Consider the following 24,474-nt stretch of genomic DNA (forward strand, 5'->3'; position numbering starts at 1 on the left):
CAAAGCGCTATTTCGGTATCAATTGAAACGCTAATCAAGTATGAGCCACTTCAATCGATTAAAACCATTAACGACTTTACCTTTCCTGGCCTGCCTTTTACTACTGATGCTCAACGACTTCTATCTAAAAGAAGCATTTCATAATGTATTTACAGGCAAGCTATCTGATTTCTGTGGTTTGTTTATCTTCCCGATCTTCTGGTCTGTGTTCTTCCCTAAGCATAAGATCCATGTGTTCTTTCTTAGCGGGCTGTTTTTTATCTACTGGAAAAGTGAATCTTCTGCTGCTTTCATTGCTATTTTCAGCAGGTATTTCTTTCCCATACAGCGGGTCGTAGATCCTACAGATCTTATGGCGTTGCTCATGTTGCCATTGGCCTGGTACCATTTAAAGGTTCCTGCTTTGAATCTGAAGCTTAATCCTTCTTTTATTGCGGTACTTTCCTTTTTTGCATTTTGTGCGAGTAGCGCCCCGAGGTATTTTCAGGGATTCGATCAGCCACAGTATGTACTTTTTAAGTCTGGTGTAGTGCCTGATTCCAACTATTATGACGGGGATTTTGCAGTCTACCATTTCGACTCCCTGCTTGTGGTGGAGGTGAAACAACTTGTGGGCACCAGACGTCCTGTCAAATATGATGACTACCAAAAAAACATAGCCCTTAAAGAGCTGGAGGAGTCCGTCCGCAATCAGATGCAAAAGATTGAAGGGTCGATGACACCAGGAAAAATCACCCTGTTAAGTATTAAAACCCCGGATTACCAGGATTCCCTCCGATTTAAGGGCGGCCGTTTAGACGGTAAATTCGTCCGGAAAAAGGGAAATGAGGTATTGATTGAGGGCTTTTATAAAGATGGGATTGAAGATGCTGTCTGGACCTTTCGGGATACTGCAAGCACGCTGATTACTAAAAAAACCTTCCTGGCAGGAGAAAATACATTAATTGAGAAATTTGAAGGTGGCCGGCTGGTCTTGTCTGACCAGGTAAGTACCCGGGCAGATACAATTACGAAGAAGTATGTCCAGTTGGTGGTATTGCTACTGTTGGTTGCCCTGATGGTGGTGCTTATTGTGAAAAACTACCGAAAGACCTACCCTGAGATCCTGCCCATGAAATTGGTATGGAAGTGGGTATTATGCTTTACCCTCCCTATTGCGGTATGGTTGGCGCAAATGTTTATTTCTTTGTTCATCAGCGATCATTATACGGCGCCTTTAGCGGTGGTTCTTAACTTCGTTGGTATTTACCTCTGTACCACTCCCCTCTTTGTAGTAGCCATATTTATGATTAAATGGAGGAGAGAAATTGACATCCTCTGGTACTGTTTATTATTCGCTTTGATCTATACCTTTATGCTGGAATGCGTGATGTTAGGGGAACTGTCTGGCATGGCTTAATCGCCATGCGAAAGCAGAGAAATAACTATTTATTTAAATGTCTTTTATACAATTCTGCACAAGCCAGCGCATCACTTAAGGCATCATGATGATTCAAGGGAATCCGGTATTCCTGACACAGGGCGGCTAATTTCTGTCCGTAGATCTTATAGGTACACTGCTTCTCATATACGGGCTGGGCAATTTTATAATAGTCTAAGGTTTGTGTAAGACAGCTAAAATCAAAAGCACCATTGTGAGCGACAACCGTTTGTCCGTCAATAAAAGAAGAAATCTCCTTCCAGACTGTAGAGAAATCCGGTGATCTACGCGTTCTTTCGGCGGTAATGCCATGGATTTCTGTGTTCCGGTAGAAGTAAATATTGTCTGGCGGACAAACCAGGCGGTTAATGGTTTCTTTAATGATCCCATTTTCAACACGGACCAGGCCTACCTGACAAATACTCCATCGTTTCCCCTGGGCAGTTTCAAAATCAATTGCTGTAAAATTATGTTTCATAAATTAGAATACGGTGGAATGCTTTTTTAAAAGCGCTGGCAAAAGTAATGATTAAAAAGGGTTAATCCGGATAGGAAAGTGCCTTAGCAGTCCGTGTATCTATTACAAATGGAGTTGAATTCCGCTTTAAATTGTGCATTTCCGGTCAGCCGCTGTACGTTTACGAACAGTTTAAAATTATTGAATGTGACCTAAGGGTTGATTATTGCCTATTTTTAGGTTTGGCATATTGTTAGCGAATGCCTGGAGAAATAACCTGTTTATATGTTTAGGATCAATTTAAAAATCGCATTGCGTAATCTCTGGAAAAATAAGAGTTACACCTTGATTAACATCCTTGGTCTTTCCATTGGCATGGCAAGCTGTATCCTGATTTTTATCTTTATCCGTTTCCAGCTGAGTTTTGATGAAGGCTATAAAAATGAGGATCGGATCTACCGGGTGGTTACCGATTGGAAATACAATTCTTTCGACGATTATTCTTCCGGTGTACCCATCCCTGTTACGTCGGCTGCCAGAAATGAAATTGCGGGCATAGAGAAAATCGGCGCAATCGCCAAAGGGGGAAATGTAATTCATGTTAAGGATAAAACAGGCAAAGAAATCATAAAAACAAGGGAAGATGTGTACTATGCAGAACCGGAGTTTTTTGAGGTACTTCAAATAGACTGGTCCTATGGTACTCCATCAGAAGCTTTAAAAGAGCCTAATACAGTGGCCTTATCGCGGGCAACTGCCATAAAATATTTCGGTAACACTCAAAATGCGGTTGGCAAAAGCATCACATTTGGTAATAAAACAGAATTAAAGGTTACGGGGGTATTTCAGGATATGCCTCAAAACAGCAGTTTTCCTTTAAAAATAGTCATTAGCTACAAAAATTCTCCGGAAAGAAATAGTACCTGCTGGGATTGTACAAGCTCTGGCAACAGCAGTTATGTATTGCTAAAAGAAGGGCTAAAAAGTGCAGACCTGGAGGAGACACTGGCGAAATTCAATAAAACACATTATGCTGACCAGCATATTGCAGGTAATCAAATGAACAGACTTCAGCCATTAAGAGAGATTCATTTTTCTGAACTGTATGATAATTTCGCCAATTCGACGATTAACAAACACCAGATTTATGGTCTTTCCATCATTGGCTTATTTTTAATTTGTACGGCCTGCATCAACTTTATTAATTTAAATACTGCTCAGGCGGTTAACAGATCTAAGGAAGTTGGTGTTCGTAAAGTAATGGGCGGTAAACGTAAACAGCTTATTGTTCAATTCTTAACGGAGACTTTTGCTTTGGTGCTCATCGCCTTATTATTTGCCTGTATACTTACTGAGCTTGCGATTCCTTCCATGGAAAATCTTTTCAAAAATCAAATCACATTCAGCTTGTTTGGACATCCGGTTATTTTTGTATTTATAGCGGTTTTGGTGATATTTGTTAGCTTTTTAGCTGGCTTTTACCCGGCAATGGTGGTATCAGGTTTTAATCCGGCACTGGCCATAAAAAACAAGGTTTCCCTGAATAACAGTGGCTTGAGCCTGCGAAAGGTCTTAGTGGTGCTACAGTTTTCAATTACCATCATATTGATTATCGGCACCTTAGTGATTGTCCGCCAAATGGAGTATTTACAGCAAAAACCTTTGGGATTTAATTCCAATGCGGTAGCCATGATCGGCATCCCCGGAGATAGCACCAGTAATAGCAGACGTGAGTTGTTCAAAGAGAAGATTCTGAAAATTCCAGGCGTACAGCTCTTGAGTTATTGTATGGGTGCTCCGTTGTCTCAGGACGTAAACTCGACTGATTTCGTCTTTGACGGACAGAAGAACAAAGATTTTGAAGTCAGGATGTGTAAAGCCGACGAAGACTATTTTAAGCTGTTTGACCTACAAATTATTGCTGGAAAAGTCTTTACGAAAAGTGACACGACCAATGGCTATGTGGTTAATGAAACCTTTCTTAAAAAAGTGGGTATTTTGAATCCTCAGGATGCAATTGGCAAAATGCTTAAGGCTTCCCATGTCAGTATCCCCATTGTTGGTGTGGTAAAGGATTATAATGACAAATCCTTAAAAGAAAATATCTCCGGCCTGGTGATTTCTGCAGATAAGGATGATTATTGGAATGCAGCCATAAAGCTGGAGGGCGACCTGATGGTCCCTGCAATGAAACAAATTGAAGCCTTATGGAATGTTACTTATCCAAACAGTGTTTACGAATCTAGCTTTGTAGAAGAACGGATCAATAGTTACTATGAGAGTGAAGCAGTCATGGGTATATTATTTAAGGTTTTTGCTACGGTAATCATTTTCATTTCTTTTATTGGTTTATTCGGTCTGATCTCCTTTGTTGCTGCTCAAAGGACTAAAGAGGTTGCCATTAGAAAAGTGCTGGGCGCTTCAACGTTCGAACTGGTTAAAATGCTGAACGGATCATTTTTAATGATGGTTTTTCTGGCAAACCTGGTGGCCTGGCCCCTGGCCTATCTGTTTGTGTCGAAATGGCTGTCTACTTTTGCGTATCGGATTGAGTTGAGTATATGGCCTTTTGTGCTGGCCATGTGTATTTCTATGCTGATCACCCTGATCACAGTTAGTATCAGGTCTTATAAGGCGGCAAGAGCCAATACCATTGATGCACTTAAGTATGAGTAAGGATATTTTCATGAGATTTGTCTTATCAATGCTTAAAGGGTCCTTTTATACTAATACAAGCATCTAGTCGTAGCTACAAATATTTCACCAATATTCTGAATATTTCATTTAATGACAACGAAGAAAATTAACAGTTCTTATCGAGCAATCTGATTTTCTTACATACCTATTAAATTGCTCTCCTATAATTATCCCTATAGTTGTTTGGTCAAATGACCAACACTAAAGGCCCCGTCGCCGGAGCCTTTTTTCGTTTCAAAAGCTGCTATAGTCTTGCTGATGAAACCGCGACCTTACCTTGTTTGATCACCATTTCTGGCCGCTCAAAAGCATTCAAGGATACCAATGGGTCTGAACTTAGAATCAGTAAATCGGCTCTTTTACCAACACGAATAAGGCCCCTGTCTTTTAATCCGGTAACCAACGCCCCATTCCATGTTGCTGCCTCAATAACCTGTAGTGGAGAAAGACCACATTTCCCTAACAAAAGTTTCATTTCATCAAGCAGAGGAACGCTTTCATTTTTGGTAGGATAAATCCAATCAGTTCCGGTCACGATCTTTACACCCAGTTCATTTGCACGACGAGTAATCAATACCGCATTTACCATTTTGTTGTTCTCCGCATGAAAAACGGTAGGATCTAAAAATGTGCCTCGTTTTTTCATTTCCAATAACAATTGGTCGCGAACCTTATCATCTAGCTTTAAGCCCTTGTAAAGCTGTGCCCAGGCCGCTCCGATTTCAATCGTATCTCCTTTGATCTGCTGAAAAACAAGATCATTGGCATGCGACATACTGTTCACATTGGATTTTGCCACATCCATTGGTTTCGAAGGAAAAATGGCCCCATGCGCCCAGGCCAATAGCCCTGCCTGATGTGCTTCATTGGTAATTTCCAGGATCAGCTCCTTACTCAGGTCCGCATATATCTTAATCCCTGTTACTCCGGCTTTCTTTGCACTAGCAATCGCAGGCTTAACATCAGCTTTACTATTGATTGCCCTATACCAGGCAGAATTGCCCAAATCTACTCCACCATCCCGTCCATTTCCAATCTTCTTAAAATAGCCGGAACCGGCAAATTGAGCCGCGTAAAAGATCTCCGGTCCGGCAACCTGACCTTCCTGAACTTTCCTTTTACATTCCGCTAAAAATGGGGCATTACCCGCCATATCTCTTACGGTAGTGATGCCATGTTTTAACAGATTTCCCATGATGCTATCCGTTGTAGCATGCGCTCTTTTAAGATTTTTCAGGTCAGCTGTCCCCAAATGGACATGAGCATCCATTAGTCCGGGAGTAATAAACTTACCGGTACAGTCGATCACTTTTGTCTGACTGCTGATGTCTTTCATAGGTACATAGGACACAGATTTGACCTTTCCATTTTCGATCAACACCGATCCAATGCGCGGTTTCACAGTCGCTTCACCATCAATAATAGTTGCGTTTTTCAATAAAATTTTTTTCGGATTTTGAGCGTATATCGCCCCCTGCCACAACAATAGTGACACCAATATTTTTAGTTTATACATTGCTGATTTTTTATGAAATTATAATATGTCCTTAATTATAAATTTTTCCAGTGCTTTTTCCAATTCAGCACCTCTTAAGTTCGTTGCGATGATTTTCCCCCTTGGGTCAATCAAAAAATTGGCAGGAATTGCTTTGATCTCATACAAAGCATTCACCCTGCTTTTTTTATCATTGATGACCTGCGTCCATGGCATTCCATCCTCTTTAACCGCTTTTCTCCAGTCCGCTTCCTTCGCATCTAAGGACACACCGAGTACAGTAAAGCCTTTAGCTTTATACCCCTCGTAAGCCTTGACTACATTCGGATTTTCCTTGCGACAAGGGCCACACCAGCTTGCCCAGAAATCCAGCAGCACATATTTACCTTTAAAATCTTTTAAGCTAATCAGCTTTCCTTCCAGGTCTTTCAACTCAAAATCTGGTGCTTGAGCACCGATAGCAATAGCATTTAAACGGGCTATTTTCTTTTGAATTTGTTTCAGGTAATAGCAATGTTGAATAGCGGGATCAAATTGCGCTAAAAAAGCTTCCATTTCTGAGACATCATCGCTATGCATTGTGTAAAGACTTGCCATCACCGCTACTGGCATACTTTTAGGATGTTTTGGAACCAAGGCCTTAATTTCTTCCTGCTTTTGCTCAAACGACAAATCCATCTGTTTCCCTGCAGCGTTTAATCTGGCCTTATTCTCCGGAGTTTTTGCTACACGATTGTACAACCTGAACGCCTCATTATAGGGCTTAGATGCCGCTTCTATGGCTTTATTTGCCCTCAAACCTTTATATATTTTATCGTATTCCTCCTGACATGCTGAGCCCTTAATAGAAACAATTGACAGGTTTTTATCTTTCAGCAATGCCTGAATTTTAATTTTGGTTCCACATCCAAAAAAAGAGAGTATAGGGTTACTCATGGATGGACCTAAAGGTCCCACTGAAGGAGCATACAGGGAATACATTCGCATATCACCGATCTCCATATCAGCGATAATTTGAAATTTACCATCCTTAGTCTGCGTCTTTTCAATTACACTTTGATCCACATTCAACAACATCAGCTCATTGTTTCCTAAGCCTTTTACTTCGCCTTCAATGGTTACTTTTTTAATTTGCGCGGTAGCGCTAACCGCAAAAAGCAGGCATAAGCCTATTAATATTTTTCTCATAGTTTCTCTAGATCAGCGATTTCTACTTGCTGTTTAATGATTACTCCTTGTTTGTTCAGTAAAAAGGTGGTTGGTAATGACTTTACCTGATAATTGGTAACGAAACTGCCTTTCATGGCATTGTCGCTCAACAGTTGAATCCATGGGATTTTATCTGCTTGTACTGCCTTTTCCCAGGCAAGATGGTTTTCATCCACTGAAATGGAGACAAACTCAATTCCTTTCTTTTTCAATCTGGCATATACCGGAGCCAGCTTACGGTTCGCTGCCCTACATGGCGTACACCAGGAAGCCCATACATCAATTAATACGTATTCGTTTTTCTGCAAAACACTGTCCAACGACACCGAATTCCCCTTCATAGAGGGAAGTGTAAATGCAGGTGCCTTTTTACCAGTCATCTGTATTGAATTGTGTTTTGCGAGTTTGGCCGATAATTGGGCATAAGTTGTATTTGCCCATGCTTGTTTTTGAAATAAGGGTATCAGTTCTTTCAATACCTCTGGCGACCAGGCAAAAGCGTAGCTACTGGCCATCCAGGCCCCTGCAGTATTCTTCCTGTTTTGCTTTATAAACATTAACCTTTGAACCATTACTTCCTCGGCTATTGTTTTTATCCTTTTCTCCAGGAGAATTTTTTGCTCCATATCAGATTCCTTCCCATAGGCAGTTCCCAGCCCTTGCCATTCCTTTTCAAGGGGGGCCAAAGAACTATGGTGCTTTTGCAAACTCATTTCCATTTGTCCACCGCTTACCTTTGTATCGGCATCATTGAAAGAAATGGTCGCGCCCTTAGCATCCAGTAAAACATTGGTATTGGCATAGGGCTTTCTGATACTGAAAGAATATACTGCCGGTAAGCTATCGACAATTGAGAGCTCTTGCTGACCTTCCTTTAACCGCAGTGTATCTATTAATTTTCGCGTCGGCCATTCCCGATAAATACTGAGTTTAACATTGTTAAATTTCGAAGCTGCGTTAATGGATATTTTCGAATTACCTTTTATGCGCTGCTGAGCAAGTGAAGGCAAGGCCATGCTGATATACAGCATGGCCATCATTAGTTTTTTTATCATTTCCAGGTATTTATGATTAGCGTAACTCTTTATAAGCCATGTCAACTATGGTATCGAACCCATCATTCCTTGTCGCATACCTACCGGTTTTTAACGCTCCGGTAGCCGATAAATCAAAAGTATAAAGTATGCCTTCTGCTCCTTTATTTACCGCAACTACCAAACGGTTATTCACCAAGGGGTTTACTGCTTCATTCATTTTAATGGTTTCTCTAAACATCTGAAAGGCTGCCACAGTCTCTTCCTCAGGAAAAGTATACAATGCCGGCAAAGATTTCTTTTCGCCCATTTTATAGAGGTAGAGGCTATTGTCAATGATGTAATAAAGCAATGGTAATTTCCCTGAGACTGCATAAAATGAAGGGCTAACATTATTTGGTATGTCCAATTTAACTACAGAAGATGCTGGATATATATCCAGCGCTTTGTCTAGCTCCAGGGTATACAAATGATGCTCTCCTTTGGAATTTTTACCTACAATATAGGTCTTATTACCAGCGCCCAAAGCTGTAAACCTGATCTCATCAGTAAAGTCGCTCATGCTAAAAGGGGCATTAACAGGTTTACTTTGGAAGGGTAACAATTTATTCTGCTCATAGGGTTGATACTGGAAACCTTTCGATTGCTCATCGTAGAAAACGGTGCTCACTGGATAGCCAGATACGACAGGAAAAGATATTTTTGATGCTTTGTAATTACCTGTCATTGGCTGATCAAATCCTGATGGATAATTTACATTTCCACCTCCATCACTCTGGTATACCAAACCATCCTTATCCCACATATAATAAGTACTAAAAATCAGATCGGCATCAAAATGCGTAATCGTTGGACTTGCTCCACCATTAAAAGCGGCATTTTCGTCGTTATGTATTTCAAAAGTATTGTGGTCAAGGAAGAACAATTTAGGCTCTGCGGTTTGAATTACGATGGGTTGAATGGCACGATTCCAATGATTTAAGCAAAATATTCTTTCAGGTTTAGTATGGATTGGAAATTCGCTTGAAGGAACCAGGAAGTCTTTGAACACCTCATTTTCAGAACTCACAATAGACAGGTTCGTTTTATTGTCTTTCCATGTCAGTAGCAGCCAACCTTCTGAAGTCAGTCTCTTCACCGTTAATTTGATCTTTTTAAAGGCTTTGACCCCGGTTTTATTATCCATAGATTCTACTACCAGAATATAGGAACCAGTAGCCATATCAATTTTAACTTTGAGCTCTGCCGTATTACTCAACTCAATATTTTCAGCTTCTGTATCACTTGCTGCGGGGTAATAATACCATTTATAGGTTAAATCACCGTCGCCCTTACTTTGTTCCACTTTAGCATTCACGTTCAATACATCATTTACATTGACCAGGTAAGCATCTTTAAGGCTGCTGTTGATGGTCAGGTTATTTACTTTATCAGGGGCATAATCGCCTAAATTTTTCTTTAGGCAGGCACTCAGCAATACCAGCAATAGCGAGGCGATGCAGTAGGTGGTTTTATATATCTTGTTCATATGGATACTTTTTAAAAAGAAATGTCAATTCCATTCTCATCTTTAAGCTTTTCAGGATGCGTGGCATTGTATTTAGTCAGTGCAGTTCTCAGCTTTGTTCTATTGCCATTCATTAAAGAAACCTGAGTATCACTTGGGAAGCTGATTTTAGCCAACACATCAATGATAAACCGGTATTTTACTTCGCTATAGGCACCAAAAAAAGTCGCAATAAAAGTGTCCCAATTGGCCGGTTTTATGGCGATGTCCCTGGCTATGAAATTAATGGCGACCAAACTCATAACTCCGCTATCACTAAAAAATCTGGTACTATCTGCTTTCGGTCCAAGCTCGAAATGCTCATTCTCTTTTAAATTATAGGCAAAAGACACCTCTTTTTGGGTCATATTTAGACTTCGTCTTATCACCACCCGGATGCTGGTTTTATACTGCCCGGCAGGGATGACAAAATCCTTGTCCAAAAAGTCAAAATCCACACCTTCAATGGCATTCCCTGGATTGCCACTTCGCTCCAGAATAAATGACCTAGGGCTACTGGAAGCGGTGCCGCTCGCCTGCAAGGTTAGGGCCAGGGTATCCGTTTTCTTACTGCTATTTTGTGGCAGGTAGTCTACTCTTAAATTTCCAGCGGTTGCTGTTGGGAATGGGCCATAAAAAGGTATCTTTTCTAATCTCAGATAGATTCTTGGCTTTTCGGAATATTGCTGTAGCTCCTGTTTTTTACAGGCCACAAATATTCCACATATGATTAACAGGATTAGTAATTTCTTCATTTTTGATTCAATTAGTTATTAAAAATCAACTCATCTTCAGGCACAGGCAATACATATACACTGCTGTTTGCAGCTACATTACTACCTGGAATCTTATTGAATTTGTTCCTCTTATAGTAATAGAACAATTGTCCTTCACTAAAAAATTCTTTTTGGTATTCCTTGGTTAAGGCTTCTTGTAAGGCGGCCTTACTATTGATACCTATTAACGGATCCAGGCCACGGTGGCTCAGTACCTCATTAATCAGGTCAGCTGATTCATTGAGGTCTGGCGAACATTCGGCTGCGATATAATAAACCTCGCTTACCCTCATCACCGGCACTACATTTTTAGGCCAGACACAGAATCCTGCTCGATTTTCCAGCTGCAGATATTTGGTACTGATCAATTTACCTTCTGTACTTGACCATAGGTATTGTCGCCTGTAATCGGTACTTGAATTCTCAAACAAGGCTTCAATTACTGTGTTGTCGTTATTGAGTTGAATGCCTTCAAATGTTTTAGGATTTACATTAAAATAGTCATCCGTATACTTTTTCATATTGTTGATCTGCAAGGCAAACAATTGCTCGTTCCTAAAAGTTCGATCGCGACAAAAGCCATCTTCAGAAACCTCCTGACTGGTTACAAAACTGTATTTGCCAGAGGCAATTACTTTTTTCGCATAAGCATAGGCTTCATTAGGCTGATTATTATACTGATATACTCTGGCCAGGGTTGCTTGTACGGCTAGATAGTTCATTCTGAACTTTCTATTGGCTACATTAAAATCATAATTATCATTAGCAGCTCCGCTTACTATCGGATCTTGTTCCAGCAATTTCTCTGCAGCTAAAAGATCATCAATAATCAATCTAATAACCTCATTTGCTGGCAATAGAGGCTGGGCTTCCCTACTCAATAGGGTACGGTAAGGTATTGCCTTTGCTGATGGGTTCTCAGAAATCATTGGACCATACATCCGCAGCAAGTCAAAGTGAAGAAATGCCCTAAGACCTAAGGCTTCCCCTTTAATCAGGTTGTAATTGTTACCTGTAAATATGGATTTCTTCTCTTCTATATTACTTAAAATATTATTCGCATTGGCGATGGCACTATAGGAAGAAAGCCAGATGGTGCGGATTGTAGTTTTTACCGGAAGGAGTGCTTTATTACTACCTCTATCATCGCTATTATAGTTATAATTGATGGCGTTATAATAGGGACTGGTCTTTCTTTCTCCGCGGTAACGCTGCGCCAATACGTCCAGAAAGGACATTGTTAAGTTGTCGCCATAGAGTTCTCGTCTGGCCATCAGGGTATACACCCCTGATAAGGCGTCCATAAATCCTTTTTCTTTTTCAAAAATGAATTCTTCTTTTATCTGCGATTTCGGTCTTACATCCAGATATTTTTTACAGGAGTAGCAACAGCCGATGATCAGAAGGAATAAAAAAATATATTGTTTTTTCATGACTTTAAATTGATGGGATTAAAAACCGGTTTGGATAGAAAGGGAGAAACTTCTGGCAAAGGGGTAATCAATTCCCCGTTCCATCTTAATCGAGCTTAGGCGGAATAGATTGTTCATATACATTCCGAAATTCAGGTTTCTTAACTTTAATGATTTTAGTTTTGAAGGGTTTACGCGGTACAACAAAGAAAGGGAGGTCATCTCTAAAGTATTGTCGTCTTGCACAAACCGTGATGAGGCATTTGTCTGCGCGCCCTGAATGGCAATTGATTTAAAATAGGCTACATCACCGGCTTGTTGCCAACGTTGTGTTAATACGCGCACATCTGCATTGTCTACCAAGTTTACGTTTTCAACTCTGTCTAACAACGTTTGGTTAAAATGTTGTCCGCCGAAACGGTAAGAAAAATAAGTGGTCAGCTGTAAACCTTTGTAAGCCATTGTTGCCCCTAAGCTCCCACGGTATTTAGGATTGGATACCCCAACTGAAACCATGTCCTTAGCATCCCATAGAAAAGTGGAAGAGCCATCCTTTTTCAGGAATAATTCTTCTCCGGTGGCTGGATCAATGCCCAGAGATGGGACTACCCAAATCGCATCCAGAGATTGTCCCTCTTCATATTTTTGGAACGGACTGGTGGTAATTGTGGAGGCCAATAGCTTTTCATTTTGTGCCTTCAACTCATTACTGATTTTTTTAACCTTGGTATTATTGCTTCCAATGTTACCCATCAACATTAAGCTGAAATCATTAAAATTGGCTGCAGTAACGGCTTGAAAGCTCGTTCTTACTTCCCAACCATGGCTACCCAATGAGCCTAAGTTGCCTTTATAGGTTTCAAAACCAGTAGACAATGGCAGGTTAAAGTCTGCAATAAACTTATCTGTATAATCGTAATAATAATCAGCGTTGATCTGCAAGCGGTTTTTAAACAAGGTAATGTCTGTCCCGATATTGTACTTCATGGTACTTTGCCAGGTCAGGTTTTCGTTCCCAATACTGAGTAAGCTGGCGCCGATACTAGTTCCATAGGCTTCCTTTAGGAAATAGTTATAGGTACGGTAGGCCATATATGGATCAAATTGCTGTGCACCAGTTAAGCCGATTGAGCCTCTCAATTTCAATTGAGAGATGGTTCCATTGTCTAGTAAATGTTTTGCAAAAGCTTCATTATGTATGTTCCAACCGGCCCCTACAGACCAGAATGGGGCAAATAATTTATCTGAGCCCAAACCAGATGAGCCATCCAGGCGGTAAGAGAAATCAGTAAAATAGCGGTTATCATAACTATAGTTCAGATTTCCTAAGAAACCCAATGATCTTACCGTCGCCTCAGAACCAGAAGGGCGATCGTTCACATACTTTCTACCATAAAAGATGTTGTCGGTTAGGGCACTTGGTAATCCATTGACCTGAACAATTACATTTTCATTGCTCTTTTCATTTCCCCTTGCGCTGAAAGTGGAATAGATCTGACTTTTACCGATTTTACGGTTGTAATTCAGGTCGATGTTAGCATCATAAGAAAACAGTTTACCAAAGCCGGTGGTGTAGGAACCACGTTCAAAGATATCAGTTCCTAAAGCTCGGAAAGTAGTATGATCAGCAGGTAAGAAAATTTCACTATTGTCGTTTTGAGAAGTCAGCGAAAGGCGTCCTCTTAAGCTTAGGTCTTTACTAAAATTATAGGTGACTGCGGTATTGTTGACCAGATTATTAGTTTTTCTGAAATCTTTGCCATTCAGTGTGGTATTATAGATCGGGTTATAGATATCTCCATAGACTTCCCTTTGACTAGCTATCGTATTTCGTTGCAGATAAAGTACGACATTACCATTCTCATCATAAGGACTAAAATAAGGGTTCATTTCCACATACTGAGAAAAAGAGCCCCATGGGGAATTGGTTGCATTGGTAAATTGTAGACTTAGTCTGTTACTCAGCAAAAACTTATCGCTGCGATAGTTCAGATAAACCCCTCCATTATAAGAAGTACGATCTGAACCTTTCATGACACCACTGTTTTGGTTGTAGGTAAAATCCAGACCGTAAGTCATGCGATCAGTACCACCATCCATGGTTAAACCATGTCTTTGACTTAGTGTATTTCTCAGTGGTTCTGCAGGCCAAAAGGTATCACGGCCACGCAATATCTCCTTATATCGATCATTGTAAAGGGATTTAAGATCTTGTTCTGTATTTGTTAAGTCAGAATTATAAACACCAGCCCGTTGCTCTGATTCTAATTTCTGTCTGGAATTCAATAAATTATAATCGTGTAAATCAGGAAGATCAACTGTTAAATCGAGTTTATAGTTGAAGCGGAGCTCACCTCCCTTTGGCTTTACTCTTTCTACTACAATCACGCCACTTGCACCCCTTGATCCATAAATAGCGGTTGCCGAAGCATCTTTTAAAATCGTGATACTCTGAATCATTGTGATGTCCAGGTCATTGATCTGACTGATGGATACTTCAAAACCATCCAGAACAAATAAAGGAAGGTTGGGATTAACGGTGTAGGTGTTTTTGATCTCATCCACACGTTTGCCATAAGCACTATAATAATCCTTGTTGTTTCTATTTTTACTTACACTTAATGGATCTACGATGGTATTGGTTGGTAAGCTAGAAGTCCCTCTCAATTTTATCTGCGCCATTTTATTTGGATCAGAACCATTTAGAATGTCTTGTGGAATTTGAACTGATGGATCGAGAACACCCAATATGCCCAGTACATTCTGGTTTCCTATTTTACGGATGTCGGTAGCGGTGATCGTATTTGCAGAACCAGTATAGGTTTTAGCAGAACGCTCAAAAATACCGGTCACCACTACATCTTTTAAAGCAAGAGTACTTACTTTCATGCGGATCACAATTGGCTCCTTATCTTTGATGGCGTACTCGAAAGGATCATATCCTATATAAGACACTACCAGCACAGCCCCTTTATCAGCAGCAATAGCAAAGGCACCATTTTTATCGGTACGGGCAATCGTTTTTGTCCCTTTAACGACCACACTGGCACTCGGCAATGGAATACCATTTTCGTCCAGCACGCGACCTTTGATTTCATCAGCTACGATGTAGTTGTACAATTTATCTAGCACCGTTTTTTCCTTTGGTTTAATGGAAATCGCGTTGTCTTCGATAGAGAATGCCAGTTCCCGTTCATCCAGAATTTTGGTTAACACCTCTTTTAATGGGGTGTCTTTAAAATTTACAGTGACCGGTGTGGTTCTATCCAACTGCTCGGTTTCGTATAGCACTGTATAACCGGTTTGTTTTCTGATCTCTAGCAGGATACTTTTTAAACTTGCACGATCTCGCTTGAGGGTAATGTTTTGGGCATTGGTTTTGGCACTCACTTGTAATAAAAAAACAGTCATTATCACAATGATCAATTTCATAGTACGGAGTAATTGGTTAGGTATAACTAAAGGCACACCATGCCTAAAGAGTTGATTAAAATTCATAAATTTGGTTGTTTTGGTTAGTTGCGGAAGCCTCGAAACCTCGAAAATTAACAGGCTCCCGTAATTGTAAAACTTATTATGGTTGGTTCTTATTAAAGAATTAACAAATCAAAACAGCTTACCGGGGATGGGTCCAAGCATCTCCGGTTTTTTACTTCCAATCTATTGATTTAGGTATTTCAAAAGACTTTCGGTATGTTTTTTACAAGCAAGATTTTTGTCAGCTTGGTTTAGGTTGATTGTTTTCATTTGCATTCTAAAGGCGGGAGTAGAGTTACTTCATGGCGATGATCCTCCCTTCTTCAATTTTAAAATGAACACCGCCGGTTAATTCCAGCTGTCTCAATACTTTGGATACTTTATCAAACCGCGATACACTTCCTCCAAATCGTTTATTTTTATCCAGCCCTGGCTCATACACCACTTCTACGTCGTACCAGCGGGATACTTTTTTCATGATGCCTTCCAGAGGTTCATCATTGAATACGAAGAGGCCATTTTTCCAGGCTAGTGCTTCTTCTAAATCTGCTTTAGCCACTGTGATTTCGCCCTTTGACACCACCGATTGTTCTCCAGGTTTAAGAATGATGTGACTACCTTCTTTATGGAGATTACTGACTTTAACAGACCCTTCAAAAAGTGTGGTTTTCACCGCCAATTCATCAACATAACTGCTGATGTTGAAATGTGTTCCTAAAACTTCTACTTCCTGTTTAGGGGTATGCACTCTAAAAGGGTGTTTTGCATCTTTGCTAACTTCAAAATAGGCTTCGCCAGTCAATTCAATATTTCTTTCCTTTTGGTATGTAAAACTCGTAGGAAACTTAAGGCTGGAAGCCGCATTAAGCCATACCTTGGTACCATCAGGTAATATGACATGATAAGTACCACCTTTTGGAGTTGAAATGATATTATAGGTATAGGCTGTACCTAACACCTGATCTGCGGCAACTTCATAAACCAACTGTCCATTTCCAGTTTTGCGGATCAGCATCCCTCCTACCTTTAACAATTCTCCATCCGAAGCTTCGTTAAGCACAATTACTTTTCCATTGCCAAGCGTTAGTTTTGCTTTATCACCACCTGCTGAGATATCCTTACCTGCATAAGTTAGAGAAGACAAATTTTGAAATTCCGAATTAGAATCCTTACTGTAAAACAAAGCGATGGTACCGCTCATAATTAAGGTCATACAGGCTACTGCAAGATAAAAGAAAGCCTTGCGCTTGTGAAAAGGAAGCGCAACAACCTTAGGACCATCATCTTTTCTCAAGTGGGGCACCATGTTTTTATAGAGTTCAGCCAGGTGTTCTTTTAAATCCGCAGTCGCGGAAAGGACATCATCGCCTTCTCCTAAGGCTTCAGATATTGATTTCCTCAGGTCCTTTTCTGTCAAAGTACCGAAATGACTGAGCAACAACTCGATTTCGTCTGTTGTGCAAGCATTTTTCAGGTACCTATTAAACAATTCTGTATGGGGGATCTCTTTTTTCAAATCGTTGCTTTTTTACCCTAATACGTTTGTCAGGGAAAAAGACACTACTCCAAAATGCAAAAAAATATTTTTTTTTAGAGATTGCCTTTTAAGGCTTAGAGGCTACCGATGATAGCGATGATAAGCAAGGCTGGAAGCAAGTCTTCAGATTTACTGAGGTATGCGCGGATAGTGATATTTGCCTTTACCAAATGATTACTTACTGTAGAAATCGAAATACCCATAATTTCCGCAGCTTCTTCATAGCTTTTCCCTTCCATTTTACACAATACAAATGCAGTTTGGCGTTGTGGAGGTAGCGTAGAGATGGCTTTATTGATGCTTTCCATGCTTTCCTTTATTAAAAGATCTTCCTCAGTATGGGTATACAGTTCGGTAGTGATTTGTCGGAATTTCTCTTGTAGTTTCCGATCGCGGGCAACCTTCCTAAAATGGTCATATACCAGATTTTCTGCGATGGTGTATAAGTAAGATTTGAATGACTGCAGTGGATTAACCTGAGTACGTTTCTCCCAAACCTTCAAAAATAACTCCTGAATGATCTCATCGGCCATGTCTGGATCTTTGAGTAACCTGAGTAATCTTCCATAAATCATTTCACTATAATGCGCATACAACTTTCCAAAGGCAGATTCTTCTCCTGATTTCAATTGAATAAGTAGCTGTTGTTCGTTCCAGCTTTCGGGTGACTGCATTTGTATTTTCGGTTAATTTCCGGGCTCCATAATGACCTTAGGAATTGGAAAACCAATATTATATATAATTTCTGAATTAACTACCATAGTTTTTCCGCTTTTTAGCGTTGAAATCCTCTTAAAGTGCCTTTTTAGGCTATTACTATCCGTTGTGTAGTACATAAAAAAGAAATGGTTTTAATCTGTCTTTGGTTAGTATACAATTGCAATTTAGAAATACTTTTAGTTTCAAATATTTAACAATACAAAACTAACGCTCTATTAGAAATTGAAGTTAGAAACGATGAATTATTTAATCCATTTGGGGATCAATTCGACCGTTCTCAATTATCGAATATCTTGAGTGCCCGTTTCCAGAACAATGGCTCTTTGGAACAGATAGACTACTCTTTTGAACGTGACCTGGATAAGAATTAGGTCCATAGGTTTGTAGGACTCGAGGTTATCAAAGAGCACAAAAGATAACTTTACCGGTTACACCGGAACCGGTAAAGTTATCTGGCAACTGCGTCCGGCTACCATGCGTGTCAGAACGGTTACAAAGTAATGTACGTGAATACCGCTAAGCTGATGGGGCAGGCTATAAAACAATTAAAGTAGAAGTTGAAAAGACTACTCTTACTATTAAAAGGTGCTTTGATGTCCTCCGAAAAGTTCACATTTAACCACCTATAAGAACGAACTGCCAATACCGATCCGCTATGCACTGGATTAATAGCTAATTATTAGTAAAAGAAAATACAAACGAGAATTTCTTCTGTTTGCCTTCTATTGCTCCCTAAGGGAGTAATTCTCGAACCAAGTTATCGCCTGACTGACTAAATTGGGTATTCTAGATGACGGTTTACAGTTAAATATTATTTAATCTCTGTAATAAATACCTCTCTAGGAGTCCTTACTTTCTTTAGATTAACGAGCCAATCGTTTTCTTCTTCTCGATACCCAATAGGCAACATTACAACACTTTTTAATCCTTTTTCTCTGAGTCCTAACAACTTATCCATTTCAGCAGGTATAAAGCCTTCCATAGGTGTTGCATCAACTTTTTGCTCCGCAGCAGCAACCATTGCTAATCCCAACGCTATATAAGCCTGGTGGGCCGAATGGTTACTATGCCATTCGTTGCTCAGGGGTTCATACATACCCCAAACTGTCTTTTTGTAATCATCCATGGCATTGGCCGGCAACCCTCTTTCGGCAATCGTTCTGTCAAAGACCTTATTCATCCTTTCAGGTGAATAGCCATCCCAGGCAGCAAAAACTATCAAATGCGAACAGTCCGTAATTTGACTCTGGTTCCAGCCGAATGACCTTATCTTTTCCAGTATTTCACGGTTACTAATTACAAATACCTGATAAGGCTGTAAACCAGATGATGAAGGAGTTAGCCAGATTGCTTCCAAGATATAGTCCAGTTTTTCTTGTGGCACTGTATTCCCATTCATTTTCTTTGTGGCATAACGCCATTTTAAGTTTTCTAACAAATCCATATTTTTTATTTAAGATTATTGAACTGCAAAACTCTATATTATTTGTATACATTTGTCACTTATTGACAAAAAGTAATAGTGACATATAGGTAACCAACTAACACATGACGACAAAAAAACACGATAATTACGAGTGTAAAAAAACAATTATGGCGGTGCATGATGCTATGGATGTTCTTAACGGCAAATGGAAAATTTCAATTGTTGCTGCACTTTGCTTTAATAGGAAAAGATATTCTGACCTTTTAAAAGATGTAAGAGGTATATCCGGCAAAATGCTGAGTAGAGAGCTAAAAGAAATGGAATTAAACCAACTGGTTAAGCGGACAGTGTTTGATACCCAGCCGGTAACAGTACAATATGAACTTACCCCCTATGGTCAAAATTTAAAAACAGTAATTAAAAACCTAGCGATGTGGGGTCTTGAACATCGCAAACAAATTACAGGTAAGTAATACTCAAAATGCCAGGAATGCTAAAATAGATGATGAGTGTTCGTTAAAATTTTTACAGAACGCTATGAAATCGTTTCAAACCATGCAAGCGGACAACAAATCGTCTGGAAGAAAAGCTATTTATACTGTTTTGGAATTGGGCGGCAAACCAGCAGAATGAATATGTTGCCATTTTTCAATACCAGTCAGCGATACTACTTTGCTAAGACTTATCAACAGGGCTCCTTTACCTCATCCTTGTGTTTTTACAGCTATAAATGTTGATGACTGGGTTTACAAAAAGTGGGAAAGGTATGGCAGTATTCGGGTAAATTTAACAACAAGAAGAGTAGTAGATTTGCTGCCCGACAGAGAAGAAAAGAGTTCAATTATCCAGTTACAGCAACAGCCAAAATTTGAAGTAATAACCAGGGATAATTATGGCAAATACAGTCGGGCGGCAATAAAGGGTGCTCCTCAGGCTATGCCAGTAACCGATCACTCGCATTTATTAAAAACCTCGGTGAAGGGATTAACAGTCCATTGAAAATGCGATCAGCTTGCCTTGGAGCAACGGCTAGGTAGAAGGTAACGTTAACGACAAATGTATGGCAGAGCCAGTTTCGAATTTTCCTATTTGTCATCCAAAACTAATAATAAATAATAACGGAACAATCGTTCCTATTTGGAATTTATATTTGCGGAACGATTATTCCAATAAGGGAGTGATCGAAAATAGATATGAAAAAATTAGCTAGTAAAATAGCCGTAATTACAGGAGCATCGAAAGGTATTGGTGCTGGTATCGCTAAAGGTCTTGCAGCAGCGGGTGCAAGTGTAGTTGTAAATTATGCTTCGTCAAAAGTTGGTGCAGATCAGGTGGTGGAAGAAATTACTGCAGCAGGAGGTAAGGCAATCGCCATTCAGGCCAACGTAACAATTGCAGCAGATCTCGCCAGGTTATTTGAAGAAACCAATACCACTTTCGGACCGGTAGATATCCTGGTAAACAATGCGGGTGTTTATCAATTCGGTCCAATTGAAGAAATTACAGCAGAAGAGTTTCACCGTCAGTTTGATACAAATGTACTTGGTCTGTTGTTGAGCACACAAGGCGCATTGAAACATTTCAATGCAGCTGGTGGCAGCATCATCAATATTGGATCGGCAGTAACTGCCTTCACGCCGCCATCAAGTTCAATTTATACTGCAACTAAAGGCGCAGTTGACTCGATTACTCATGTATTGGCTAAAGAGCTCGGTGGTAAAAATATCCGTGTAAACTCAATCAATCCAGGCATGGTAGAAACTGAAGGCGTACGTACTACGGGTATTATTGGCAGTGATATCCAGAAAGAAACCATTGCCTCTACGCCATTGGGTCGTGGCGGTAATCCAGATGATATAGCTGATATCGCAGTATTTCTTGCATCTGAAGATTCGCGTTGGTTGACAGGCGAAATCCTCATTGCAAGTGGTGGCTTAAGGTAATCATCTTAGTTTTACGGGAATTAATTTAAAATGAATAGCTTTGCTTTATTAAGCAAGGCTATTTTGGGTTATGGCAAGAACGAAAGATTTTGATGAGAATGAGGTGCTGACCAAGGCAATCCAACTTTTTTGGCACAGGGGCTACAATGCTACGTCTATGCAGGATTTGGTGGACGCACTGGGCATTAGTCGCTCGAGTTTATACGATACCTACATTGATAAACACACACTATTTATAAAAGCATTAGAAAGCTACCAGCTAGCTGGGAAGACGAAGATCAACGAAATTATAGATCAATCAATTTCAGCAAAAGAAACGGTGATCAAATTAATAGAACTCGCTATCAATCAATCCATTGGAAACCAACAGCAAAAAGGTTGTTTTATGTTAAATACCGGAGTTGAGGTAGCACCGCATGATCAGGAAGTAGGTAAACTGGTTTGCCAAAATGAACAACAAATGGAAACTGTTTTTTTTCAGGTCATTAAAAAAGGTCAGCAAAGCGGTGAAATTAAAAATGCTGAGGATGCAATGGTATTGGCTAAGTTTATCTTAAATGCGGTAAAAGGGATGCAGGTTACAGCAAGATCTAGCCCGGATGCTACTGGTTTTGGGAATATTATTAGGCTAACAGGTCAATACTTGGATTAACCTTAGCTAAATCATATAATACCCTTGTTTGTCCTGACTGCTCCTATCCCGCCTTTGGAAAGGCTTGCAGGATTTTTCTTAGATCCCGGTAGACATCATTGTCTAACGGATGAGTGTCCACTTAGAATTTTACTGAACGCTATAAAGATCATTTCAAACCCTGCAAACGGACAATAAAACGTCTGGAAGAAATGTTATTTAATAGTCTTGCCGATTAATAGATTCAGCAAGTCCTTTAGGCTGAGTTTGTGAAACTTGGTCAGAGAACTGGGGTCGATCACTTCTGCTTCAGGTTTCATCTCAAAGAACTATTTAAAGGTAGCGAGTGCGCTCAACCACGTCCACATCTGAAATAGTAAAAAATCTTCTTAAGTAAAAGGTACTTGAACATGCGGAAAGGGCTCTCGGCCGTATGTCCGTTGTTCTGACAGTACATCTCAAAAGCTGATTATAAATGAAACTGAAATCTATCAGATCGTTGATCTTTCGAAGAAAGTTATCTTTGGGAACGATCAGATCATACAATCCTGAGTAGAAACTGAACTGGATATTTTGTTGAGCCAGCATCGGGTACCTTAAAATCTAATTTAAGATACAAAAAGCGCAGATAACCTTGGTTTCTCTGCGCTTTTTGTATCTAATTATTAAGAGGACTTTTTCAGTGCCCTCCAGAGATATAAGGCTTTTTTATGTTCTCAGTTATTTTCAGCGGTCACCAGCCTAATGCGAAGCATTCTTACCCAGCAATTGACCTGTTACGAGTTATCCAGGATCGTTACTAATGTGGCATTCTTAATACTGCCTTCAAGGTTGTTCCGTTTTCAGAATCCTCCACAGCCTGATTGATATCTTCCAGATTGTAAAATTTAATCAGCTTATCAAAGGGGAACAGGCCCCTCTTGTAAAGTTCAATGAGCTGGGGTATAAAAATATCAGGCACACTGTCGCCTTCTAAGACGTATTGCAGTGATTTTCCCGTCATGAACACAGCATAGTCTATTTCCAATTTTGGCGTAGGAGCTATGGCGACAATAGCAGCTTTCCCCATATACCGAAGCGAACCTACCATCTGGTTGATTACATCATTACGTCCCGTAGTGTCAATGCCATAATGTACGCCTCCGGGATAGATATTATTTACAATCTCATCAGAAATAACCGTATTCCTACTGTTAATGGTGTGTGTGGCTCCGAGTTCTTTTGCAAGTGTTAAGCGGTTTTCATGTACATCCACTGCGATGATCGTAGTGCATCCCGCAGCCTTTGCAGCCATGATAGCGGCAAGCCCGACCGGGCCAACACCGGAAACAACAATACCTTCACCAGCTTGGGGTCTAAGTACGTTTAGCACTGTGCCGGAACCGGTTTGTAGGCTACAGCCAAGCGGTCCAAGTATCTCCAGAGGAACATCGGTTGGCACCTTTACCAGATTATTTTCAGAGGCCAGTGAGTAGGTAGCAAAAGAAGACTGCCCGAAAAAGAAACCTGCAACGTTTTTGCCTTCATGGTCATGATATGGACAGGAACCATCTCCCCGCGTACCGCCCAAGTTTAAAAGGAAGAAGTTCGAGCAGTAGGATGGATGGCCAGATTTACAATAACTACATTTGCCGCAGCTTGCAGGAACCAACACAACATGGTCCCCCTCCTTTACCTTGGTCACGCTGCTGCCGATGCGTTCTACGATACCTGCTCCCTCATGTCCGAGGATAGCTGGTATTTCAAAAGGTATCTGTTCATCACGTATGGACAGGTCAGTGTGGCAGAGGCCTGTTGCTACAATTTTGACAAGTACTTCATCTGCCCTTAGCTCAGTATCCAGATTAATTTCTGTTAACAGGAAGGGCTGCTGGGTTGCGGGCAATACCGCCGCTTTGATTTTCATAAATTTAAAACATTTAAAAATATACGATATTATTTACCAACTCTTTTTTTTAGAGACGACCATGCCTATATAAAGTCAATGCCTGCAAGTGCTCGCTGCACTTGTTTGCAGGATATCTTGTAATGTCGCTATATTCAAACACTACTGAGCATTGCCTAATCGTATTAATAGAAAATAATAAGGCTGATCACCGCCTTTAAAATCCATAACTCCAATAACCATATTGTCGTCTATTTTTCTGAAAATATCGTTTATAGGAAGATTGTCATAAATCATAGTGGCACTTACTTTACCTTTGAATTCAACCATTCGCAATCTTGCTTTTGATGCTTGTGTTTCTACCACTTCTCTGATTTCGCCAAGAGTTTTGCCAGCATATTTCGTTGCCATATCGGGCGACATTGCAATAAGCGGGTCTACATTAAAAGTTTCTGTTTTTGAACTGTCGGTGAAAAAAACTAACGGAAATACGTTTTCTGCATTTTCAAAAGTTTTACCGGCCCAACCAGTTGTCTCCAAAATGCCATCTGCTGGATTTCCTGTGTAAAGTTCTTCGCCTTTCCATCTGCCTAACATAAATTCAATAGATACTGGCTCTAAATTGTCAAACAAACGTGTCGCTTCTTCTGAGCTGATTTTTCTGCTTTTAAGTGCTTCTTGTGCACTGAATCCTGTACTCATATTTATATCATTTTATTTCTTATAAAATTAGATAATGGGATTTTCGTAAAAGTAGCCGAATTGCGGTTTGTTGTAGTTGGAATGAAGCAAAGCAGTACTATTGAAAG

The 24,474-nt window shown here is 40.1% G+C and carries 19 protein-coding genes and 1 pseudogene; 6 read left to right on the plus strand and 14 right to left on the minus strand.

The window, feature by feature from the left end; all coding sequences use genetic code 11:
• Positions 1–40: 40 nt before the first annotated feature.
• Entirely contained in the window at positions 41–1,399 is a 1,359-nt protein-coding gene (locus R2Q66_RS17735; protein WP_316751475.1) for a hypothetical protein, read from the plus strand.
• 25 nt (positions 1,400–1,424) lie between these two features.
• On the opposite strand, the gene R2Q66_RS17740 is transcribed toward R2Q66_RS17735, so the two are convergent.
• Entirely contained in the window at positions 1,425–1,898 is a 474-nt protein-coding gene (locus tag R2Q66_RS17740; RefSeq protein ID WP_316751477.1) for a 3'-5' exonuclease, read from the minus strand.
• Between the two features lie 264 nt (positions 1,899–2,162).
• On the opposite strand from R2Q66_RS17740, the gene R2Q66_RS17745 reads away from it, so the two are divergent.
• A complete protein-coding gene (locus tag R2Q66_RS17745; protein ID WP_316751479.1) occupies positions 2,163–4,553 on the plus strand; it encodes an ABC transporter permease in 2,391 nt (796 codons plus the stop codon).
• A gap of 265 nt (positions 4,554–4,818) precedes the next feature.
• Here the strand turns inward: R2Q66_RS17745 and R2Q66_RS17750 are convergent, their stop codons facing one another.
• The 10 genes from R2Q66_RS17750 to R2Q66_RS17795 form a co-directional block, all read right to left on the minus strand.
• The gene (locus tag R2Q66_RS17750; RefSeq protein WP_316751481.1) at positions 4,819–6,090 is read right to left on the minus strand and encodes an amidohydrolase family protein; all 1,272 of its coding nucleotides are present in this window, start codon (positions 6,088–6,090) and stop codon (positions 4,819–4,821) included.
• An 18-nt stretch (positions 6,091–6,108) separates the two neighbouring features.
• Complete coding sequence (locus tag R2Q66_RS17755; RefSeq protein WP_316751484.1) at positions 6,109–7,257, minus strand: TlpA disulfide reductase family protein; 1,149 nt, start codon at positions 7,255–7,257, stop codon at positions 6,109–6,111.
• The gene (locus R2Q66_RS17760) at positions 7,254–8,333 is read right to left on the minus strand and encodes a TlpA disulfide reductase family protein (protein ID WP_316751486.1); all 1,080 of its coding nucleotides are present in this window, start codon (positions 8,331–8,333) and stop codon (positions 7,254–7,256) included. Before R2Q66_RS17760 ends, R2Q66_RS17755 begins: the two co-directional genes overlap by 4 nt.
• A gap of 16 nt (positions 8,334–8,349) precedes the next feature.
• A complete protein-coding gene (locus tag R2Q66_RS17765) occupies positions 8,350–9,840 on the minus strand; it encodes a PKD-like family lipoprotein (RefSeq protein WP_316751488.1) in 1,491 nt (496 codons plus the stop codon).
• 11 nt (positions 9,841–9,851) lie between these two features.
• Positions 9,852–10,613 carry a DUF4843 domain-containing protein gene (locus R2Q66_RS17770; RefSeq protein ID WP_316751489.1) on the minus strand — a complete coding sequence of 254 codons (762 nt, stop codon included), beginning with the start codon at positions 10,611–10,613 and terminating at the stop codon, positions 9,852–9,854.
• Positions 10,614–10,624: 11 nt separating this feature from the next.
• Positions 10,625–12,067: a RagB/SusD family nutrient uptake outer membrane protein gene (locus tag R2Q66_RS17775; RefSeq protein WP_316751491.1), complete on the minus strand. Its 1,443-nt coding sequence runs from the start codon at positions 12,065–12,067 to the stop codon at positions 10,625–10,627.
• Positions 12,068–12,085: 18 nt separating this feature from the next.
• Complete coding sequence (locus R2Q66_RS17780) at positions 12,086–15,457, minus strand: SusC/RagA family TonB-linked outer membrane protein (RefSeq protein WP_316751493.1); 3,372 nt, start codon at positions 15,455–15,457, stop codon at positions 12,086–12,088.
• A 361-nt stretch (positions 15,458–15,818) separates the two neighbouring features.
• Positions 15,819–17,039, minus strand: coding sequence for a FecR family protein (locus R2Q66_RS17785; protein WP_316751495.1), 1,221 nt, complete (start codon positions 17,037–17,039; stop codon positions 15,819–15,821).
• Between the two features lie 95 nt (positions 17,040–17,134).
• The gene (locus R2Q66_RS17790) at positions 17,135–17,734 is read right to left on the minus strand and encodes an RNA polymerase sigma factor (RefSeq protein WP_316751497.1); all 600 of its coding nucleotides are present in this window, start codon (positions 17,732–17,734) and stop codon (positions 17,135–17,137) included.
• A gap of 857 nt (positions 17,735–18,591) precedes the next feature.
• Positions 18,592–19,224 (minus strand): NAD(P)H-dependent oxidoreductase, encoded by a 633-nt coding sequence (locus R2Q66_RS17795; RefSeq protein WP_316751499.1) that lies wholly within the window; start codon positions 19,222–19,224, stop codon positions 18,592–18,594.
• Between the two features lie 104 nt (positions 19,225–19,328).
• Here R2Q66_RS17795 and R2Q66_RS17800 point away from each other — a divergent pair, with 104 nt between their 5' ends.
• The 4 genes from R2Q66_RS17800 to R2Q66_RS17810 all read left to right on the plus strand — a co-directional run bounded on the left by R2Q66_RS17800 (position 19,329) and on the right by R2Q66_RS17810 (position 21,801).
• Positions 19,329–19,679 carry a helix-turn-helix domain-containing protein gene (locus R2Q66_RS17800; RefSeq protein WP_316751500.1) on the plus strand — a complete coding sequence of 117 codons (351 nt, stop codon included), beginning with the start codon at positions 19,329–19,331 and terminating at the stop codon, positions 19,677–19,679.
• Positions 19,680–19,878: 199 nt separating this feature from the next.
• A complete protein-coding gene (locus R2Q66_RS23920) occupies positions 19,879–20,205 on the plus strand; it encodes a transposase (protein ID WP_410479438.1) in 327 nt (108 codons plus the stop codon).
• Positions 20,206–20,399: 194 nt separating this feature from the next.
• Positions 20,400–21,149, plus strand: coding sequence for a glucose 1-dehydrogenase (locus tag R2Q66_RS17805; protein WP_316751502.1), 750 nt, complete (start codon positions 20,400–20,402; stop codon positions 21,147–21,149).
• A 70-nt stretch (positions 21,150–21,219) separates the two neighbouring features.
• On the plus strand, positions 21,220–21,801 hold the full coding sequence (locus R2Q66_RS17810) for a TetR/AcrR family transcriptional regulator (RefSeq protein ID WP_316751504.1): 582 nt from the start codon (positions 21,220–21,222) through the stop codon (positions 21,799–21,801).
• 200 nt (positions 21,802–22,001) lie between these two features.
• Here R2Q66_RS17810 and R2Q66_RS17815 read toward each other — a convergent pair.
• The 3 genes and pseudogenes from R2Q66_RS17815 to R2Q66_RS17825 all read right to left on the minus strand — a co-directional run.
• Positions 22,002–22,368 (minus strand): annotated as a pseudogene (locus R2Q66_RS17815) (transposase); the annotation flags it as partial.
• 211 nt (positions 22,369–22,579) lie between these two features.
• Positions 22,580–23,686 carry an NAD(P)-dependent alcohol dehydrogenase gene (locus tag R2Q66_RS17820; RefSeq protein WP_316751506.1) on the minus strand — a complete coding sequence of 369 codons (1,107 nt, stop codon included), beginning with the start codon at positions 23,684–23,686 and terminating at the stop codon, positions 22,580–22,582.
• Positions 23,687–23,827: 141 nt separating this feature from the next.
• The gene (locus R2Q66_RS17825; RefSeq protein ID WP_316751508.1) at positions 23,828–24,367 is read right to left on the minus strand and encodes a DUF4334 domain-containing protein; all 540 of its coding nucleotides are present in this window, start codon (positions 24,365–24,367) and stop codon (positions 23,828–23,830) included.
• Positions 24,368–24,474: the final 107 nt, after the last annotated feature.

The organism is Pedobacter gandavensis (assembly GCF_032677645.1).
Classification (GTDB): domain Bacteria; phylum Bacteroidota; class Bacteroidia; order Sphingobacteriales; family Sphingobacteriaceae; genus Pedobacter; species Pedobacter gandavensis_A.

Excerpts from the sequence above, each read along its gene's own strand:
- R2Q66_RS17790 (WP_316751497.1), bottom strand. The coding sequence starts at position 17,734 with ATGCAGTCACCCGAAAGCTGGAACGAACAACAGCTACTTATTCAATTG.
- R2Q66_RS17800 (WP_316751500.1), top strand. The coding sequence starts at position 19,329 with ATGACGACAAAAAAACACGATAATTACGAGTGTAAAAAAACAATTATG.
- R2Q66_RS17750 (WP_316751481.1), bottom strand. The coding sequence starts at position 6,090 with ATGTATAAACTAAAAATATTGGTGTCACTATTGTTGTGGCAGGGGGCG.
- R2Q66_RS17755 (WP_316751484.1), bottom strand. The coding sequence starts at position 7,257 with ATGAGAAAAATATTAATAGGCTTATGCCTGCTTTTTGCGGTTAGCGCT.
- R2Q66_RS17780 (WP_316751493.1), bottom strand. The coding sequence starts at position 15,457 with ATGACTGTTTTTTTATTACAAGTGAGTGCCAAAACCAATGCCCAAAAC.
- R2Q66_RS17805 (WP_316751502.1), top strand. The coding sequence starts at position 20,400 with ATGAAAAAATTAGCTAGTAAAATAGCCGTAATTACAGGAGCATCGAAA.
- R2Q66_RS17765 (WP_316751488.1), bottom strand. The coding sequence starts at position 9,840 with ATGAACAAGATATATAAAACCACCTACTGCATCGCCTCGCTATTGCTG.
- R2Q66_RS17740 (WP_316751477.1), bottom strand. The coding sequence starts at position 1,898 with ATGAAACATAATTTTACAGCAATTGATTTTGAAACTGCCCAGGGGAAA.
- R2Q66_RS17760 (WP_316751486.1), bottom strand. The coding sequence starts at position 8,333 with ATGATAAAAAAACTAATGATGGCCATGCTGTATATCAGCATGGCCTTG.
- R2Q66_RS17825 (WP_316751508.1), bottom strand. The coding sequence starts at position 24,367 with ATGAGTACAGGATTCAGTGCACAAGAAGCACTTAAAAGCAGAAAAATC.
- R2Q66_RS17770 (WP_316751489.1), bottom strand. The coding sequence starts at position 10,613 with ATGAAGAAATTACTAATCCTGTTAATCATATGTGGAATATTTGTGGCC.
- R2Q66_RS17775 (WP_316751491.1), bottom strand. The coding sequence starts at position 12,067 with ATGAAAAAACAATATATTTTTTTATTCCTTCTGATCATCGGCTGTTGC.
- R2Q66_RS17795 (WP_316751499.1), bottom strand. The coding sequence starts at position 19,224 with ATGGATTTGTTAGAAAACTTAAAATGGCGTTATGCCACAAAGAAAATG.
- R2Q66_RS17745 (WP_316751479.1), top strand. The coding sequence starts at position 2,163 with ATGTTTAGGATCAATTTAAAAATCGCATTGCGTAATCTCTGGAAAAAT.
- R2Q66_RS17820 (WP_316751506.1), bottom strand. The coding sequence starts at position 23,686 with ATGAAAATCAAAGCGGCGGTATTGCCCGCAACCCAGCAGCCCTTCCTG.
- R2Q66_RS17810 (WP_316751504.1), top strand. The coding sequence starts at position 21,220 with ATGGCAAGAACGAAAGATTTTGATGAGAATGAGGTGCTGACCAAGGCA.
- R2Q66_RS17735 (WP_316751475.1), top strand. The coding sequence starts at position 41 with ATGAGCCACTTCAATCGATTAAAACCATTAACGACTTTACCTTTCCTG.